The following is a 17,481-nucleotide window of genomic DNA, read 5'->3' as shown; positions in this document are numbered from 1 at the left end:
AGGTTTTTACGGCGCGTTGCATTTCTCTCAGCATCAAAATTGCGGAGAATGCAATGTTCAAGAAGATCCTCGTCCCCATTGATCCTGCCGAACCTGCTTTTGCCGAAGATGCGTTGGCAAAGGCCGGACAACTGGCCAAGGACTACAAGTCTAAGGTCCATCTTCTGGCGGTCTGCCCGGAAGTGCAGAGCTTTGTCGCCAGCCAGCTGCCGAAAGGGTTTCAGGAAAAGGAAATCGTTGAGACCAAGTCCATGCTGCAAGGCGTTGCCGACAAGCTGGGTATTGGCTCTGATCTTGTCTCTGCCGAAGTGCGTGTTGGCGTTGTCGACAGCGAAGTCATAGATGCAGCGAAAGACAGCGGTTCGGACCTGATTGTCATGACGTCGCACAAGCCGGGCCTTTCGACCTATTTCATAGGGTCTCATGCGGCGCACATCGTCCGCCATGCACCATGCTCCGTCATGGTTCTGCGCGGCGAAGCGTAGCCGGTAGCCGCCCTTTCGGGCGCGCCTGAGAAGGAAAAGGCGGAGAGGGAACCTCCGCCTTTTCTGATTCTGGATCGTGCTTTCAGGTTCCTGAGCCTGTGAAGGCTGGACACCAGCCTGCAAGCAGGATGCGTCAGCTACCCCGTTTTTCCGGATGCAATGTCTTGCCGAGGATGTGGTCATCCCGGCCGATCACCTGTCCACCATGGCCAACGATCAACGGATCGGGTTCGCCCACGATGGATTTGTCCTTGCCCGGATAGGGCAGGGAATTCAGGAAATGCTCCATGCAGTTGACGCGGGCACGCTTCTTGTCATCCGACTTGATCACCGTCCACGGCGCGTCTGCCGTATCGGTGTAGAAGAACATGGCTTCCTTGGCTTCGGTATAGTCATCCCACTTGCTCAGCGAAGCCTTGTCGATCGGCGACAATTTCCACTGTTTCAGCGGATCGGATTCACGGGACTTGAAGCGGCGCAGCTGTTCGTCCTGTGTCACCGAGAACCAGTACTTGAACATCAGGATGCCATCGCGCACCAGCATGCGTTCAAAATCCGGACACTGACGCATGAATTCCAGATACTGGTTGGGCGTGCAAAAGCCCATGACGCGTTCAACGCCAGCCCGATTGTACCAGGAGCGGTCGAAGAACACGATTTCCCCGGCAGATGGCAGGTTCTGAACATAGCGCTGGAAATACCACTGGCTGCGTTCCTGATCCGTCGGCTTTTGCAGGGCGACGACCCGGGCACCGCGTGGATTGAGATGTTCGTTGAAACGCTTGATGGTGCCGCCCTTGCCGGCGGCATCGCGGCCTTCAAACAGGATGATGACGCGCTGACCGGTTTCCTGAATCCACTGCTGGGCCTTCAGAAGTTCTGCCTGAAGCTTCTGCTTGCGCTTCTCATAGGCCGGGCGTTTCATCTTCGAGGTGTAGGGGTATTCGCCCTTTTCAAACACCTCGTGAATGGCCGCCTCGTCGTGGCGAAGCGCTGCAAGGCGGCGACGCTGGGACGGCGGAACGTGGCCTTCGGCTTCCAGCTCCGGAATCTGGCCGGGAACCTTGCCGGGAAGTTTGCCAGAATCTTTGGCAGTCGCCGGTTTGGTGTCACTCTTTTTTGCAGCCGAGATCTTTTCGGCTTTCGCAACGGGTTTCTTTACCGCGGCGGATGCTGCAGTCGTTGTCATAGCCCCTCCCTGATTTTGGACATCAGGGAAGTCTAGAATTACTTAGCGGAAGTTGATTTGATGTGTGTCAATTTGATGACAGCTTGTCTGGCAAACATGACAATTGAGACTTGGAGCACGTCTCGCATTCACTGAATCACTCGACGTGCTCCAAATATCTGATTTGGCGCATTTCCGGACGGCGAACCTGTATCCACTTCGCTTGGGAATGCTCCGTACGCACAGGTCAGGAGCGCGCCAGTTCCTTCATGGACTCTGTCAGGCCTTCCACAGTCATGGGGAACATGCGCCCGTTCATCAGTTCCTGCATCATGCGAATGGAATGGGTGTACTGCCAGTGGGCCTCGCGAACCGGGTTCAGCCATACGACGCTGGAATACTGGTGCGTCATGCGCTGGATCCATGTCGCGCCAGCTTCATCGTTCCAGTGTTCGACAGAGCCGCCGGGATAGGCAATTTCGTATGGCGACATGGAGGCATCGCCCACAAAGATGATCTTGTAGTCGGCGGGATACTTGTGCAGCACGTCGAATGTATCGATGCGCTCGGTATAGCGCCGACGGTTCTCCTTCCAGACATACTCGTACAGGCAGTTGTGGAAGTAGAAATGCTCCATCACCTTGAACTCGGAGCGCGCCGCTGAAAACAGCTCCTCGCAGACCCGAATGTGATCGTCCATCGATCCGCCAATGTCGAAAAAGAGCAGAACCTTCACCGCGTTGTGCCGTTCGGGCCGCATCTTGATGTCGAGCATGCCCTTGTGGGCAGTGGCCTTGATCGTGTGGTCGAGGTCGAGTTCTTCCGCCGCGCCGGTTCGGGCAAAGTTGCGAAGGCGTTTCAGCGCCACCTGAATGTTGCGCGTTCCAAGAAGCTGAGTATCGTCGAGATCCTTGAACTCGCGCTTGTCCCAGACCTTCACGGCGCGTCGGTGGCGGCTTTCCTTCTGGCCGATGCGAACACCTTCCGGGTTATAGCCATAGGCGCCGAAGGGAGAGGTACCCGCAGTGCCGATCCACTTGTTGCCTCCCTGATGGCGCCCTTCCTGCTCCTTGAGGCGCTCTTTGAGGGTTTCCATCAGCTTCTCGAAGCCGCCGAGGGCCTCGATCTGCGCTTTCTCTTCCTCGGTGAGGTGTTTTTCGGCAAGCTTTTTGAGCCATCCCTCCGGGATTTCACCTGCAGGGGCATCGCTGAGAAGGTCCAGGCCCTTGAAGACGTGGCCAAAGACGCGGTCGAACTTGTCGAGATTGGCCTCGTCCTTCACCAGAATGGTTCTGGCGAGATAATAGAAGTCCTCGACACGGCGTTCGGCAAGGTCGTGCTTCAAGGCGTCCATGAGCGAGAGATACTCGCGCAAGGACACGGGAACACCGGCAGATTTCAGTTCGGAGAAGAAAGTGATGAACATGGCCCGACCTTACGTTTGGCGGGCAGGCTTGTCGAGATCTTGCAGATGCACGTCCCCGACCAGATTTCAGGTGGACGGCCGAAGCCGCCCACCCTTGAAAAGGATTATTTGCCCAGAACCTTGCGGACGATCGAAACAACCGCCAGAAGCACACCGCCGCCAACGCCGCCGCTGGCAACCGACTGGATGATCGTGCCGATATCGAGCGCACCTGCGTTTGACGCAACAGATGTGTTCAAGAGGGTCGACAGGATCTGACCGCCAAGCCCGCCACCGACGATGCCAGCGATCGAGTTGCCGAGCGTGCCGAGGTTCATGTTTGGCAGAACCTTGCCTGCGACGTTGCCGCCGACTGCACCAGATACGAGCTGGATGACCAAGGGTAGTAGAGATTCCATGAGTATGCTCCCAGTTATTCCCGCCTAACCTCGTCGTTTTACAAGGCTTTGCATTGAATACTTGGTAGATTACGCAAGGTCAAATTTATCAGTGCGTCAATGCGAAAATAAATTCGGGAATTTCATTGGAATGGTTTTTCCAAAGTCTCAGGAGGACTTCTTGCCCTTTGGGGCTTCTTCTTTTTCAGCACTGGAAACCAGCTCGTTCATGAACTCCGAGACGCAGGGCCCCTTGCTGGCAACAAAAGGTGCCGGGCGGCAGACCGAGATCGCGGCAATGCCGACACGTGCGGTCAGCAGGCCGTTGATGACGCCTTCGCCAAGGCGAGCCGAAAGCCGCGCGGCCAGTCCGTGTCCCAGAACCTGTGAGGCGAGGCTGTCGCCAGCGGCCATGCCGCCGGTGACGGCCAGGTGCTGCAGAACATGACGGGTGAGGCGAAGAAATCCGAGCGTGCCGGGACGGCCACCGTAGAGATGAGAAAGCTGGCGAATGATGCGCAGGTTTTCGAACAGCACGGCCAGAAGGTCGACAATGGCACGAGGGCTGATTGCAGTGACGAGAGAAACGCGCTTTGCAGAGGACATGACGATGCGGCGGGCTTCCTTGTCCAGTGGAGCAAGAAGGTCCCGTTCTGCCAGCATGACCAAGTCGCGTCCGTCGATCACTTCGGACATATGGACTTGCAGTGCCTTGCGGCCTCTGGCCGTATCTGGCCGGTCGGCATACAGATTTGCAAGGTCCCCGAGATGGCGGCGGGCCGCCTTGGCGTCATCGGTGTCGGCGGCAGCCTGAATATGGGTTCGCAAATCGTCGATCTTGCGCAACCGCATCAGCGACCCTGCCTCGCGGATCATCAGGCCCAAAATGCCTAGGACAGCAAGTCCGGCAAGTGCAAGACCCGCCCATCCGAGCCATTCTGCCCTGAGGAAAAGATCGCGGATGAGGCTGTCTATGGCAAGTCCAAGCGCAAGGCTGACCAGACCGCCAAAACCAATTGCAATCCATCGCCCGAAGCTTGATGTCTTTGGTGCTGGCGGGCGGGCGGACAACTCGGCAGGGGCAAAGTCGGTGTCGATATCTTCGCGGATCACCGTTTCCGTGGACAGGGGAAGAGAGTTGCTCTCTTCGCTCAGACGCACGTTCCTGTCGTCCAGCCGGAATGCCGTTGGCTTGCGAGCAGTTCGGGTGTCTGATCCGTTTTTGTCCGTCACGCCAGATGATCTCCAATAAGGAATTGCAAAGCCCGGTCGAGCCGGATATGAGGCAGGGAAAGCGTCAGCCCTTCTGCGGTCTGGTCGAGGCGCGGAGGACGAAAACGGACGAACTGAAGGTCCCGATCCCGCCGCTCAGACACTGATTCAAGTCCTTGTGACGCTACGTCAAGTTTTTCAGTGTTTGATTCAACCATGTCAAAAAGCCTGTCAGGGCTTTCCGGCAAGTCCCCGGGAAACATGGCTATTTCCGTGCTGCCATCATAGCGTTCTCCGTTGACATCTTCGCCCGGAAGAGGGGTTCCGAGGATTGCAGGAAGCAGCTCGCCGCCGTGGCGGACGGTTGCCTCGCGGGTGGCGCGAACGGCGGCCATCGCCAGCACCTCGACTTCCGCGCCCTTGAACTCGGCATGTTCGATGCCCTTCGCCACCAGTCTGCGCAGGATCGCCTCCAGCCGGTCATGGTCATCGCGGTGGAGATGGTCGGCCTTGGTAGCGGCAAAGAGAATGCGGTCGATCCGGCGAGAGAGGATGGAGGCGAGCCAGCTTTGCTTGCCCGGCCTGAAGGCGGTCAGAACTTCGCCAAGCGCGGCTTCAAGGTCGCTGACTGCATGCGGGCCTGCATTGAGGGCGTGAAGCACATCCACCAAAACAATCTGACGGTCCAGCCGCGCAAAGTGATTGCGGAAGAAGGGGCGAATGACGTGGGTCTTGTAGGCCTCGTAACGTCGCTCCATCATGGCGCGCAATGTGCCTGTGCGGGCCTGCGTGGCATCGGCGGCGATATCCAGCGGCGCAAACGTCAGGGCAGGGGAGCCGTCAAGATCTCCGGGCATGAGAAAGCGGCCCGGAGGCAGCATCGACAGGGCATGGGCGTCTTCGCGGCAGCTTTTCAGATAGCCCTTGAACGCGGATGAAAGCTTTTGCGCGTCCTGTTCGCTTTCCGGCGCATCAGGGTCGAGATTGCCCAGTATGCCAAGAAAATCATCTGCCAGACCGGAGCGATTGGCGGCACGTGCGCGGGCAATCGAGCTTGCGGAAAACTCGGCATAGGACTTGGACAACAGCGGTAGGTCGAGCAACCACTCGCCCGGATAGTCGATCAGGTCGATATGGATTTTTCCGCGTCCGAACTGGCGGGAAAAGAAATGCGCGCTTTCGAATTCCAGCGTCAGGCGAAGTTCCGACACCTGGCGTGTGGAATCGGGCCAGATCCGATCATTGACGAGGGCTGCAACGTGGGATTCGTAGTCAAAGCGCGGCACAGCGTCATCGGGCTGGGGTTGCAGTCGGGCTTGCGCCAGACGACCGCCAGCTGCGGCCTGAAAGACAGGCAAGCGACCACCATGAAGAAGGTTATGCACCAGCGCGGTGATGAAAACGGTCTTGCCGGCCCGGGCAAGGCCCGTCACGCCAAGGCGCACGGAGGGAACAGCCAGATCGCTCGCAGCATCCGTCAGATTGGACAGGGTCAGGCGGGCTTCTTCGGTCAGGGTCGTCAACAGGCTCACAGGCACCTCCGAGCGCTCATGTAAGCACCCGATCTGCTTTGTGCAATCAAACTGTTGGATCAGTCCATAAGATCGCGTGGTTTGGTGAAACTGATGAAGTTGCCGGATTTCAGCTGGAGCAGGTCCCAGTTGGCGATGTTGAATTCAATGACGGCGATCGCACCTGATGGGTATTTGAAGCGCATGTCGTCCCATTCGGGCCCGGATCCCTTTTCGACCAAGCCGCTGGCAGACATTTCTGTCGCCGGGTTATGGCCGATGACCATCAACGTGTCGGCGGTGCCGCCATGTTGCCGGATCAGGTTCAGGTAGTCTCCATCCCCGTCCCGGTAGACCTGATCAAGCAGATGGATTTCGGTTTCGCGGGTCAATTGACCGATGAAAGGGATCAGGGTTTCCCGTGTGCGTTGGGAGGAAGAGCACAGGATAAGGTCTGGAAAAAGGTTTCTGTCTGCAAGGTGCTGCGCCATCACCGGGGCGGCGCTTTTTCCGCGCTCGTTGAGCGGGCGCTGCTTGTCCGTCAGGCTGGCGTCTCCCCAGTCCGATTTGGCGTGCCTGTAAAGAATGAGCCTTTTCATGCGTTGTGATCCTCCCCAGGCACAGTGCAGTCATTTGTTTTCGGGATGCTTGCTCCCGGTCAGCCAGGATAGCTAATTCTGGCGGGCAAGCATGTCCTTGAAGGCTGAAACGATTGTTCCAACGTCCGTTTCGTGTTTTGGCAGGACATAGTGGAGCCATAAGGTGTAGTCGGCGGTTCTACCCTCGAATTGCCAGAGAGTTTCAACATGGGTGTCTTTCTCCCACTCGCGAGCGCGGAAGGAGACGCCGCCGCCGGATATGCCGGTCAGCTTCACTTCCTTGAAACCGGCAGACGCAAAACTGCTTTGGAATGTGGCAAGTGCAGCGCGTCCCTGTCCTTTCAGGTGCTGGCGCAGCACTGCATTCATTCCTTCCGAGCCAATATAGATGCAGCCGGACATGTGCTGCGTGTCGGAAGCGAGGACTTTTGCCCGCGCCAGCGAGCCGACAACGTCCGGGCATCTGAGGCCAGAAAAGTGCCGCATGCCCGCCATGTCCTCGATCCAGCCGGCTTGCTGGTCGTTTTGAACGCTGGCGCCGAAACCGCTTTGCGCCTGAACCGGAGTGCCGGTAATACTTGCTGCTGCAAGGATCGCGGCGGTCAGGAGTGTCAGCGAGCGGAATGGGCGCACGTCGCGTATCGGCTTCATCCTGGCTGTCAGGTCCTTTCCCGTCGCGCCATGAAGGCCAGTTTTTCGAAAAGATGCACGTCCTGCTCGTTTTTCAGGAGCGCACCGTGAAGCGGCGGGATCAGCTTTGACGAGCTGCTCTGGCGCAGGGTTTCGGGATCGATGTCCTCGTTCACGAGAAGCTTGATCCAGTCGATGAGTTCCGACGTCGACGGCTTCTTCTTCAGCCCCGGCACATCGCGCACTTCAAAGAACAACCTGAGAGCTTCCTGCAGCAGGCGCTGTTTCAGTCCGGGGAAATGCACCTCGACGATATCTGTCATCGTTTCGGCATCGGGGAACTTGATGAAGTGGAAGAAGCAGCGGCGCAGGAAAGCGTCCGGCAGATCCTTCTCGTTGTTCGACGTGATGATCACGACCGGGCGCTGCCTGGCCTTGACCGTTTCGCCAGTCTCGTAGACGTGAAACTCCATCCGGTCGAGCTCGAGCAACAGGTCGTTCGGAAACTCGATATCCGCCTTGTCGATCTCGTCGATCAGGAGCACTGGCCGGTGGTCGGCGGCAAAGGCTTCCCAGAGCTTGCCCTTGCGGATGTAGTTGTTGATGTCCTTGACGCGCTCGTCGCCCAGCTGGCTGTCGCGCAGGCGGGAGACGGCGTCGTATTCGTAAAGGCCCTGCTGGGCCTTGGTGGTGGACTTCACATGCCACTCGATCAGCGGAGTGTTCAGTGCCTTTGCCACTTGCTGAGCCAGCACCGTCTTGCCGGTTCCCGGCTCTCCCTTGACCAGCAGGGGGCGCTCCAGCGCCACCGCAGCATTCACGGCCACGCGCAAATCTTCCGTGGCTATATAACTGTCCGTACCTTCAAACCGCATGCGAATTCCCATTTTTCATCAAGGGAACAGTAGGGCTGGCCACCGGAAGCTGCAAGGCGCTTTAGAGCGAGTTCACACAGGAACCCGTCCGGTCGTTTCTTCCCTGTCGTGCTGGCAGTTTTTGCCCACTGGTCCGATTTTTCCCGTTGGTTTCCATGTTTTGGCGAAGCGTGAATTCAATTAAGATATTGAAATTTATTGATTAAGTGAGTGTTTCTCGAATGTGGCACGGTGCTTGCTGTCAATCTGGGCACAAAGGCACATGCCTGTATCCACAACGAGGGTGTATCATGGGTATCTATGGGGCAATTAACTCTGCGGTGTCCGGTCTCTTTGCGCAGTCTCATGCGCTTGAGAACATTTCCGGTAACGTCGCGAACTCACAGACGACAGGTTACAAGCGTCTGGATACGACGTTTGCAGATCTGGTATCGGGCGGTGGTTCCCGTCAGGCAACGCAGGTGTCCGGCACGACCTATGCAACGTCCCGCGCCACCAACACGCTCCAGGGCGACATCGCAGCGCGCGACGTCGATACCTACATGGCGATCAATGGCGAGGGCTACTTCGTTGTAACTTCAGCCAATTCCGTGGTCGACGGAACCACGAACTTCGAAGACACCGACTATTACACCCGTGCCGGCGACTTCGAGCGTGACAGAAACGGCTACATGGTCAACAGCTCCGGCTACTTCCTGCAGGGCTATGAGCTGAACCCGGATACCGGCAACCCGATCGGCGATAACCCGGAAGTCATCAAGATCTCCGATCAGCCGCTCGCAGCCCGCAAGACAACCGGCATCACCTATCAGGCAAACCTTCCGCCCACCCCGGAAACGAACCGGGCGAAGGCAAATCCGGGTCTTGCCAATGCTGATCTGCTGCAGACCGCTGGTACAGTCGGCCCTGTCACGGCGACCAGCGACATCACCAATGCCGACAAGGATGCCTTTGTGGCTTCCTCGATCTCCGGCGGGTCCATCACCGTCTATAACCAGAATGGTACGTCGATCAACGTCGAGCTGCGCTGGGCAAAGACTGCCGATGACGCCTGGAACCTCTATTACGCGGCAGATCGCGGTACCAATGCAACAGACATGGCTTATGCCCGCATTGGTGAAGCCACCTTCAATCCGGACGGCTCGCTGAATGCCATGAACCCGGGAACAGGTGTCGCGGTCAATGGCACGACTTATGAAATCGCCTCCCTGCAGGTGGGTGATGTGTCTGCAGCCAATGTGAACGTTTCCTTTGCCAATGACTCGCTGACACAGTTCGCTTCCAACTCCGGTGCAGCTACTTCGGTCGACCTGGCTCAGGACGGGTATGCCGCCGGGGAGCTGGTGGGTATTTCGGTCGACTCATCTGGTCGTATCAATGCCAGCTACTCGAACAGCCAGACCCGGTCTCTCTACGAAATTCCGCTGGCGACCTTTGAGGCTGAATATGAGCTGGAGCGTGTTGACGGTGCCGCTTTTGCTGCAACCTCCTTGTCTGGCGCACCGGTTCTGATTTCTTCGAACGGCAGCATCGTCCCGGAATCGGTTGAGCTTTCCAATGCGGATATCGCCACCGAATTCTCCAAGCTGATCGTGACCCAGCAGGCTTATTCGGCGAACTCCCGGATCGTTACCTCCGCGGACGAAATGCTGGATTCAGCCCTGAACATGGTTCGGTAACTCGTGAAACTGGCCGGCGGTGAATGGTTCACCGCTGGCTTTCCAAGGTCGTGAGCGCAAGGAAAGGGGCAATAAATGGGTCTGACGTCTGCCCTGAATAACGCGTTGTTTGGTGTTACCTTCAATCAACGCCAGCTTGATGTAACGTCACAGAATATCGCGAACAAGGACACGGTCGGCTACACCAAGAAACAGGTGCAGGCCAATGTGTTCTACGACGGCAACGGTTCCGTCAGTGGCTTGCTCTCCGCCGAAATCACCCGCGTCGTCAGCACGGAAATCCAGTCTTCCTATTTCGGATCGCTGGCCGATACGTCTTACGGCGCACAAATTGCCCAATATACGTCAGACCTTGATAGCATTTTCGGAACTCTCAATGACGGGACCAGCGTTGCCGCCCTTGCAAACCGGTTCACGTCGTCCATTTCCAGCCTGATCAATGATCCGGGAAGCCGGACTGCCCAAAGCACTGTGATTTCGGATGCCGAGGCATTGGCATTCGAAATCCGCACCACCTATGAGCAAATTCAGGACCTGCGCCAGCGTGCCGATCGGGACATGGCCAGCCAGGTCGAGACCATCAACAGCCTGCTCTCGAACCTTGCTGACACTGAAGTTGCCATTCGCGAAACCAATCTGTCGGAATCCTCGACTGCCCAGCTGCTTGACCAGCGTGACCGCTACATCGAACAGCTTTCGGGGTTCCTTGACGTGAATGTTCGCGTTCAGGCGGACGATTCGCTGAAGATCACGACCCGCAATGGCGAACTGCTCATGTCTGACGGGCAGGCCTCAAAGCTATCCTTCACCCAGACCTCCGTTTTGCGGCCGGGGCAGGATGGTGAGCCGGTGCAGGTTCGCACACCCGGCGGTACGGTCTACGATCTCGCCCAGAGCTCTTCGTCAGGATCGCTCTTCGCCCTGCAGGAGCTGCGGGACGAGGTTCTGGTCGAGGCGCAGAACCAGCTGGACCAGATCGCAGCTGAAATGACGCTTGCCCTGAATGCCAAGGTGACCGACGGTACGGACGTGACCGTTGGGGCCGAAGAGGGCAAAACACTCGACATTGCGTCCCTGAAGCCGGGCGAAAAGGTCGAAGTTGTCTACACCGATGGCGCCGGCCAGCAACAGGTTGTCACGCTGGTCGCCGTCAACGACCCGTCGCTGCTGCCTCTGTCCAACGATGCAACAACCCGCAAGGATGATACGGTCTTCGGGATCGATATTTCCTCCGGTACACCGGCTACCATCATTGCAAATGCTGTCGCCGCGCTTGGGGGCACCGGCCTGGTCGCTTCCAATGACGGCAGCGACAACCTTCAGGTTCTGGGGGATACCGGTTCCAACATCACTCTGGATGAGCTGACCCTGCTTGGGACTGTCAGCGGATCTTCCAACGAAGGTCTTGGCCTCAACGTCTTTACGGACAATCGGGACGGGGAAGCCAACTTCACCGATTATCTGGAAAATGGTGGCCAGCGTACCGGCTACGCAATTGCCATCAAGGTGAATTCAGCCCTGAAGAACGACAGTTCTCTTCTGGTTTTTCACACGACCAGCCCGACACAGAACTCTGAAAACGATCCGGCGCGTGCCGAATTTCTGTTTTCTGCCCTGACCGAGACAACCGGCAGCTTCCGTCCGGACTCGGGTATCGGAACCAGACAGAGCCCGTTTGAAGGCTCGGTGATGGGTTACATCAATCAGGTGGTGGCCCATCAGGGTAATCAGGCGGACGATGCCAAGACCTATGCCGCGGCCAAATCCGCGCTGACCCAAAACTTCGCGATCCGTTACGAAGAAAGCTACACCGTCGATATCGACCAGGAAATGGCGCAGCTCGTGAACCTGCAAAATGCCTATGCGGCGAACGCAAAGGTGATGCAGGCCGTGAACGAGCTGTTTGACCGCCTGCTGAATGCATTCTGAGGTAAGACATGGCTATTGAGAGCATTGGAACATCAAGGTCCTATCTCACCATGCAGCTGGTGGAGCTAAAGGGGCGGCTGACCGAGAAAACCGGACAACTGGCGACCGGCAAGGTCTCCTCGACCTACGGAGGGCTCGGCGACAACCGTCTGCTGGACCTTGAGCTGAACCAGAAGGTGAGCCGGATTTCGTCCTATCAGGAAACGATTACCCAAGTGAACCTGCACATCAAGACGATGAATGTGACACTGGACCGCCTTGAGGACCTGCGTCTGGATGCCAAGGGCGCGCTGGACCTGAACGACTTTGACCTGCAGAACGATGGCCAGACCCGCACGCAGGCAACCGCAGAGGTCCTGTTGCACGAAGCCATCAGTCTTCTGAACACCGAAGTCGCCGGCTACTACCTTTATGGTGGCACGGATGCGTACGAGAACCCGGTTGCCGATGTGGATGCCATCATGGATGGGGCAGACGGAAAGGCCGGGATCCGGACCGTCGTCAACGAATACATCTCCGCCAATCTGGGTGCGGACAAACTGGGCCGCCTGACCATTCCGCCGGAAGTGACCAATCTGACCGCCGGTGTGCCGACAGATTCCACCATCACGATTACCGAAGACGGTGCGCATGACTTCGGCTTCAAGCTGACCAGCGCAACGAGCACGCTGACCAACGTGAACATTACCCAACCGACCGGCGCCATTCCCGATGCGCTGGCCATCGAGTTCACAGGCCAGCCGAATGCAGGTGAAACGATCACCATCGAGATGACCTTGCCCCCGTCGCACTCCAAGCCGGTGAAAATCGAGCTGAAGGCAGACACGACTGGCGAGGAAGACGGAACATTCGTGATCGGGGCCGATCTTGCGGAAACTTCGACAAACCTGCGGGCCGCAATTCTTGAAAAGGTGCAGGAACAGTCCAATACGAGCCTGAAGGCAGCTGCGGCCGCGTGGGCAGGGGACCAGTTCTTCGACACGTTCAATGGTGCTACGCCCATGCGGGTGGACGGCCCTCCTTTTGAAACCGCGACTGCCCTGACCAGTGGCGCGAGCACAACGGTTGAGTGGTATACCGGCGAAAATACGGCCACCACCAATGCGCGGACGGACAAGAAGGCCCGGATCGACGACACGTTGAGTGTAAATTATGGCGCACGAGCCAACGAAAAGGGCCTCTCAGATGTCATGAAGGCGCTAGCGACCTTCATGTCTGCCGATTTCAGCACGGACATGCCCACGACTGCGACCAAGGAAGAAAAGCTCGCACAGGAGCGCATCGACAAGCTTTATTATGGAGAACTTGTCGACCGGCTGCGCACGGCCATTGTGCCAGCCAATGCGGACCAGTCGGGAATCGTCGACATTGCGACAGAAATCTCGATCGCCTTTCGGACGGTGCAGGACACGGACAATCGCCACACCCAGATGAAGTCCACCTACAACACCACGATCGACGAGATCGAAGGGGTGGACAAGGAGCTGCTGGCTGTCGAGATCCTGCAGCTTCAGACCAATCTTGAAGCGTCTTATCGGGCCAGCTCCATCGTGTTCAACCTGAATCTGGCTGACTATCTCTAAGTCACATTGGCCGTAAAAACCATTGAGGTCGGTATTTCTGCAGGGGCGGGAGTGCCGATCTTTTCTTTTGTCCGGCATTTCCCCTCCATGTAAGTACTACGTAGATAATCACGGGTTTTGAACGAATGTTTTAAGGATGCGTTAACCGATACCTTTGGGGCAGAAATTAGCTTCAATGGGGGATTCCATGACCTGCATTTTCAAGCATCACAATGTTCAGAATGCCCAAGGGGCAGGACAGCAGCAGGCTGCAAACTTCAACAACGTTCTTGCTCAGCACGCACAGCACGCTCCGCAGGCTGCACAAAACGGCGCTTTTGCTGCACAGGCTGCCGCAGCTCAACCGCTTGGTGCGTTCGGCGCTCAACCTCAGGCAAATGGCGCAATGAATGCCTATGCTGGCGGGTTCGGCGGCGCACAGGGCCTCAGCATCGGCAAGGGCAATATTGGCGACCTGCTCAAGGAAATCGTCAATCTTGTAAAGCAGCTCAAGGCTCTGCTCGGCAAGGGCGGCGGCAACAACGGTGGTGGCTGGAACAACGGCGGCAACTGGGGTGGCGGCAACAACGGTGGCGGCTGGAATAACGGCGGCAACTGGGGCGGCGGCAACAACGGTGGCGGCTGGAACAATGGCGGCAACTGGGGTGGCGGCAACAACGGTGGCGGCTGGAACAATGGCGGCAACTGGGGTGGCGGCAACAACGGTGGCGGCTGGAACAATGGCGGCAACTGGGGTGGCGGCAACAACGGTGGCGGCTGGAACAACGGCGGCAACTGGGGCGGCGGTAACAACGGTGGCGGCTGGAACAATGGCGGCAACTGGGGCGGCGGAAACAATGGTGGCGGCTGGAACCATGGCGGTTGGTGCGGTACCAAGCCGAACAACGGTGGCGGCTGGAACAACGGCGGCAACTGGGGCGGCGGCAACAACGGTGGCGGCTGGAACAACGGCGGCAACTGGGGTGGCGGAAACTGGGGCGGTGGCAAGCCTGTTCCGCTTCCGGCCAACTGGAACAATGCCGGTGGCGCCAATGGTGGCAACAACGGTGGCTGGGCAGTTGTAAACAACAATGGCACTTGGCAAGCCGTGAATGGCGGCGGTAACAACGTTGGCGGCGGTCAGCAGGCTCAGCCGCAGATCTCTGCAGCCGATCAGGCAGCAATCGATTACGTGAAGGGTAAGGGTGGCAAGTGGCTTGCGGGCCATGGCAAGTACAACAAGGGTGACGGCGGTTATACCTTCAAGGACGGCGCACTGAAAGACGGCTACAAGGCTGTTCACCAGGGCGATGGCAACTACCACATCCTGAACCCGCAAGGTCACAAGATTGCCGACTACAATAATGGCAAGGGCAAGGACAAGATTGCCTCTCCGGTTGCTCTGGACCTGAATGGTGACGGCCGCATCTCCACAACCGGCGTGTCGACTGCCAAGGAGCGTATCGACGGACAGGTTGGCCAGACGATCGCCTTCGACATCGATGGCGATGGCACCAAGGAGCAGATCGAGTGGATCACCGGTGGTGATGGCCTCGTTGTCGACATGACCAAGATCGGCGCGAATGGCGAGATCGACGGCAATGCCCTTATGGGTGACCAGGGTGGACGTTATGCAGACGGCTACCAGAAGATGGCCACCTATGACCAGAACGGTGACGGTCAGCTGACCGGCGGCGAAATGGCCAACATGGGTGTGTGGGTTGATGCCAACGGCAACGGCACGGTTGATGCTGGCGAGCTTCGCTCTGCAGCTGATGCCGGTGTGACCCAGCTCTCGACACAGCGCAATGATGTCAAGAACGAGCGCGGCGAGACCCTGATGCAGTCGACTGCCAACAACGGCCAGATGCTCTCTGAAGACGTCTGGTTCGCAAAAGCCTGATCTGATTTACATATCATGGCATAGGAAAGGGGAGGCTTCGGCTTCCCCTTTTTCTTGTTTGGGGGTTTGTTTTTGCGCAAATGTACTGAATTAATTGGCTTTCTAATTTTAGTGCTTATTTAAATTAGTATTATAATTACCAAATAAGTATTAATGTAATTTAACTGTTTTTCCTGCGTACTACGTATATTTTGCCAGTTTTTATTGCGAATATACTCTTCTTGTGTTGCTCGTTATGCTCTGCGGAAATTTATTGGTGCGCGGAGGTGAATATGACCTTGTTAAACAGAATTAGTGCTGGTCACGGCGAAATGCTGAACTTCGATACTCTGGGAGCTAACAAGGCCAAATTTGCTCCATATCTTGCGCGGCAGAACGCGGAACTCGCACTTGCGAAAGCTCAGGCAAAACCCGCACCTGTGATGCAGGACCCGAATCCGCCCTCAACATTGGGACAGCCGCTTCAGTTTGCGCCGGCCAGCTTCGCGCCCGTCGAGAACTCCAATGCGCAATTGGGTGGGCAGCCTACCTTGATGCAGCAGATCGGTGACTTGTTGCAGCAATTGAGAGGGCTTCTGGACCGTCTCTGATTTGGTTGGCGTTGAGCTTTCTGGCTCTCGCCCAAATTCGATTTTGACGGAATACCAATACAACCATCCACTCCGCTTGTGCCAGAGTCCGGGTTATTCCGGGCTCTGGTTTTTGCGTATTGGACATGCCTTTACCGCCATTTTCGGGCCGGGCTCCTGATTTACCAATTAACCCTTTGTTATGCGTACTACGTATGAACCACCGTTGTTGATGCGAATATTTTTACCAGCTGTTAAGGGATAGCTTCCCCGTCGATGAATTGTAACTTCGGGGGTAATGATGACCTTGTTCAATAAAATCGGTGCTGGCCACGGCAAGCTGCTTAACTTTGATAACCTTGCTGCTGGCAAGGCAAAGTTCGCGCCGCAGATCGCTCAGCAGAATGCGGCGAATGCGCTTGCTGCAGCTCAGAAGAAGCCGGAAGCAGCAGCTGCTGCGGGCGCCAATGGCAACGCGATGGTGAATTTCGGTGGTCAGGCGCAGGTGGCAGCAAATGCTCATGCGCATGGCAATGTTCAGGCGAATGCGGGCGGCGGATTGCTTGGCGGTATCTTCGGAAAGATCGGTGGGGTTGTTACCAACCTTCTTGGCGGTCTTCTCGGTGGTAAGGGTGGTCTTCTTGGTGGCATCCTCGGCGGCAAGGGCGGCATCCTGGGTGGTATCCTTGGCGGCGGCGGCCTTCTGGGCGGCATCTTCGGCGGTAAGGCCGGTGGTGGCATTCTCGGCGGTGGTGGCCTGCTGGGCACGATCCTCAATCTCAAGACCGGTCTGCTGAACGCGGTATTCGGCGGCTTCAAGTCCATTTTCGGTGGCATCACCGCTGGTGGAAATGCTGGCGGTAACGCTGGCGGCGGCGTGAATGTCGGCGGTGGTCACAACCACGGCGGTAATGCTGGTGGTGGCGTCAACGTTGGTGGCGGTCACAATCATGGTGGCAATGTAGGCGGTGGCCATAACCATGGCGGCCATAACCACGGCGGAAACGTTGGTGGCGGTCACAATCACGGCGGCTGGAACAATGGTGGCAACTGGGGCGGCAACTGGGGCGGCGGCCAGAACAATGGTGGCCATAACCACGGTGGGTGGTGCGGTACCACGCCGAACAATGGTGGCAACTGGGGTGGTCAGCCGGTTCCGGCCAAGCCGCAGATCTCTGCAGCTGATCAGGCAGCCATCGACTACGTCAAGGGCAAGGCCGGTACCTGGTTGATCGGGCATGGCAAGTACAACCACGCCAATGGCGGCTACACCTTCAAGGATGGCGCGCTGAAGGGCTACACGGCTGTTCACCAGGGCGGCGGCAACTACCACATCATGAACGGTGCTGGTGACAAGATCGCCGAATACAACAACGGCAAGGGCAAGGACAAGGTTGCCTCTCCGGTTGCTCTTGACCTGAATGGTGACGGCAAGATCTCCACGACCGGTGCGACCACAGCCAAGGAGCGCATCGACGGACAGGTTGGCCAGACGATCGCTTTCGACATTGATGGCGATGGCACCAAGGAGCAGATCGAGTGGATCACCGGTGGTG

The 17,481-nt window shown here is 57.4% G+C and carries 15 protein-coding genes; 7 read left to right on the top strand and 8 right to left on the bottom strand.

Annotated features, from left to right (window positions below):
- The first annotated feature begins 53 nt into the window (after positions 1 to 53).
- Positions 54 to 485 (top strand): universal stress protein, encoded by a 432-nt coding sequence (locus F0155_RS20725; RefSeq protein ID WP_150526480.1) that lies wholly within the window; start codon positions 54 to 56, stop codon positions 483 to 485.
- A 133-nt stretch (positions 486 to 618) separates the two neighbouring features.
- Here the strand turns inward: F0155_RS20725 and ppk2 are convergent, their stop codons facing one another.
- The 8 genes from ppk2 to F0155_RS20685 form a co-directional block, all read right to left on the bottom strand.
- Positions 619 to 1,674, bottom strand: coding sequence for a polyphosphate kinase 2 (gene ppk2 / locus F0155_RS20720; RefSeq protein WP_150526479.1), 1,056 nt, complete (start codon positions 1,672 to 1,674; stop codon positions 619 to 621).
- 226 nt (positions 1,675 to 1,900) lie between these two features.
- Positions 1,901 to 3,079 (bottom strand): vWA domain-containing protein, encoded by a 1,179-nt coding sequence (locus F0155_RS20715; protein WP_150526478.1) that lies wholly within the window; start codon positions 3,077 to 3,079, stop codon positions 1,901 to 1,903.
- 104 nt (positions 3,080 to 3,183) lie between these two features.
- Positions 3,184 to 3,477: a hypothetical protein gene (locus F0155_RS20710; RefSeq protein ID WP_150526477.1), complete on the bottom strand. Its 294-nt coding sequence runs from the start codon at positions 3,475 to 3,477 to the stop codon at positions 3,184 to 3,186.
- 147 nt (positions 3,478 to 3,624) lie between these two features.
- Positions 3,625 to 4,689, bottom strand: a complete 1,065-nt coding sequence (locus F0155_RS20705) for a YcjF family protein (protein ID WP_150526476.1) — start codon at positions 4,687 to 4,689, stop codon at positions 3,625 to 3,627.
- Complete coding sequence (locus F0155_RS20700; RefSeq protein ID WP_150526475.1) at positions 4,686 to 6,200, bottom strand: YcjX family GTP-binding protein; 1,515 nt, start codon at positions 6,198 to 6,200, stop codon at positions 4,686 to 4,688. Before F0155_RS20700 ends, F0155_RS20705 begins: the two co-directional genes overlap by 4 nt.
- 59 nt (positions 6,201 to 6,259) lie before the next feature.
- Positions 6,260 to 6,778, bottom strand: a complete 519-nt coding sequence (locus tag F0155_RS20695) for a SixA phosphatase family protein (protein WP_150526474.1) — start codon at positions 6,776 to 6,778, stop codon at positions 6,260 to 6,262.
- Between the two features lie 72 nt (positions 6,779 to 6,850).
- Positions 6,851 to 7,429 (bottom strand): hypothetical protein, encoded by a 579-nt coding sequence (locus tag F0155_RS20690; RefSeq protein ID WP_208999401.1) that lies wholly within the window; start codon positions 7,427 to 7,429, stop codon positions 6,851 to 6,853.
- A gap of 8 nt (positions 7,430 to 7,437) precedes the next feature.
- Positions 7,438 to 8,283 carry an AAA family ATPase gene (locus F0155_RS20685; RefSeq protein WP_150526473.1) on the bottom strand — a complete coding sequence of 282 codons (846 nt, stop codon included), beginning with the start codon at positions 8,281 to 8,283 and terminating at the stop codon, positions 7,438 to 7,440.
- A 290-nt stretch (positions 8,284 to 8,573) separates the two neighbouring features.
- Between F0155_RS20685 and F0155_RS20680 the strand changes: the two genes are divergently transcribed.
- The 6 genes from F0155_RS20680 to F0155_RS20655 all read left to right on the top strand — a co-directional run.
- The gene (locus F0155_RS20680; RefSeq protein WP_150526472.1) at positions 8,574 to 9,962 is read left to right on the top strand and encodes a flagellar hook protein FlgE; all 1,389 of its coding nucleotides are present in this window, start codon (positions 8,574 to 8,576) and stop codon (positions 9,960 to 9,962) included.
- Between the two features lie 75 nt (positions 9,963 to 10,037).
- Complete coding sequence (gene flgK / locus F0155_RS20675) at positions 10,038 to 11,891, top strand: flagellar hook-associated protein FlgK (protein WP_150526471.1); 1,854 nt, start codon at positions 10,038 to 10,040, stop codon at positions 11,889 to 11,891.
- An 8-nt stretch (positions 11,892 to 11,899) separates the two neighbouring features.
- Positions 11,900 to 13,474 (top strand): flagellar protein, encoded by a 1,575-nt coding sequence (locus F0155_RS20670; protein ID WP_150526470.1) that lies wholly within the window; start codon positions 11,900 to 11,902, stop codon positions 13,472 to 13,474.
- 187 nt (positions 13,475 to 13,661) lie between these two features.
- Entirely contained in the window at positions 13,662 to 15,356 is a 1,695-nt protein-coding gene (locus F0155_RS23965; protein WP_150526469.1) for an EF-hand domain-containing protein, read from the top strand.
- A gap of 266 nt (positions 15,357 to 15,622) precedes the next feature.
- Entirely contained in the window at positions 15,623 to 15,946 is a 324-nt protein-coding gene (locus tag F0155_RS20660; RefSeq protein ID WP_150526468.1) for a hypothetical protein, read from the top strand.
- Between the two features lie 280 nt (positions 15,947 to 16,226).
- Positions 16,227 to 17,481, top strand: a 1,255-nt coding sequence (locus F0155_RS20655; RefSeq protein WP_204934563.1) for a hypothetical protein, incomplete at its 3' end; no start/stop codon positions are given.

Source organism: Roseibium sediminis (assembly GCF_008711325.1).
Lineage (GTDB): Bacteria > Pseudomonadota > Alphaproteobacteria > Rhizobiales > Stappiaceae > Roseibium > Roseibium sediminis.
The sequence above is the reverse complement of the archived record's forward strand: the minus strand, read 5'-3'. Positions and strand labels throughout refer to the sequence as shown.

What these genes read in the sequence shown, in the direction of transcription:
- F0155_RS20725 (WP_150526480.1), top strand. Translation starts at nt 54, where the DNA reads ATGTTCAAGAAGATCCTCGTCCCCATTGATCCTGCCGAACCTGCTTTT.
- ppk2 (WP_150526479.1), bottom strand. Translation starts at nt 1,674, where the DNA reads ATGACAACGACTGCAGCATCCGCCGCGGTAAAGAAACCCGTTGCGAAA.
- F0155_RS20715 (WP_150526478.1), bottom strand. Translation starts at nt 3,079, where the DNA reads ATGTTCATCACTTTCTTCTCCGAACTGAAATCTGCCGGTGTTCCCGTG.
- F0155_RS20710 (WP_150526477.1), bottom strand. Translation starts at nt 3,477, where the DNA reads ATGGAATCTCTACTACCCTTGGTCATCCAGCTCGTATCTGGTGCAGTC.
- F0155_RS20695 (WP_150526474.1), bottom strand. Translation starts at nt 6,778, where the DNA reads ATGAAAAGGCTCATTCTTTACAGGCACGCCAAATCGGACTGGGGAGAC.
- F0155_RS20690 (WP_208999401.1), bottom strand. Translation starts at nt 7,429, where the DNA reads ATGAAGCCGATACGCGACGTGCGCCCATTCCGCTCGCTGACACTCCTG.
- F0155_RS20685 (WP_150526473.1), bottom strand. Translation starts at nt 8,283, where the DNA reads ATGCGGTTTGAAGGTACGGACAGTTATATAGCCACGGAAGATTTGCGC.
- F0155_RS20680 (WP_150526472.1), top strand. Translation starts at nt 8,574, where the DNA reads ATGGGTATCTATGGGGCAATTAACTCTGCGGTGTCCGGTCTCTTTGCG.
- flgK (WP_150526471.1), top strand. Translation starts at nt 10,038, where the DNA reads ATGGGTCTGACGTCTGCCCTGAATAACGCGTTGTTTGGTGTTACCTTC.
- F0155_RS20670 (WP_150526470.1), top strand. Translation starts at nt 11,900, where the DNA reads ATGGCTATTGAGAGCATTGGAACATCAAGGTCCTATCTCACCATGCAG.
- F0155_RS23965 (WP_150526469.1), top strand. Translation starts at nt 13,662, where the DNA reads ATGACCTGCATTTTCAAGCATCACAATGTTCAGAATGCCCAAGGGGCA.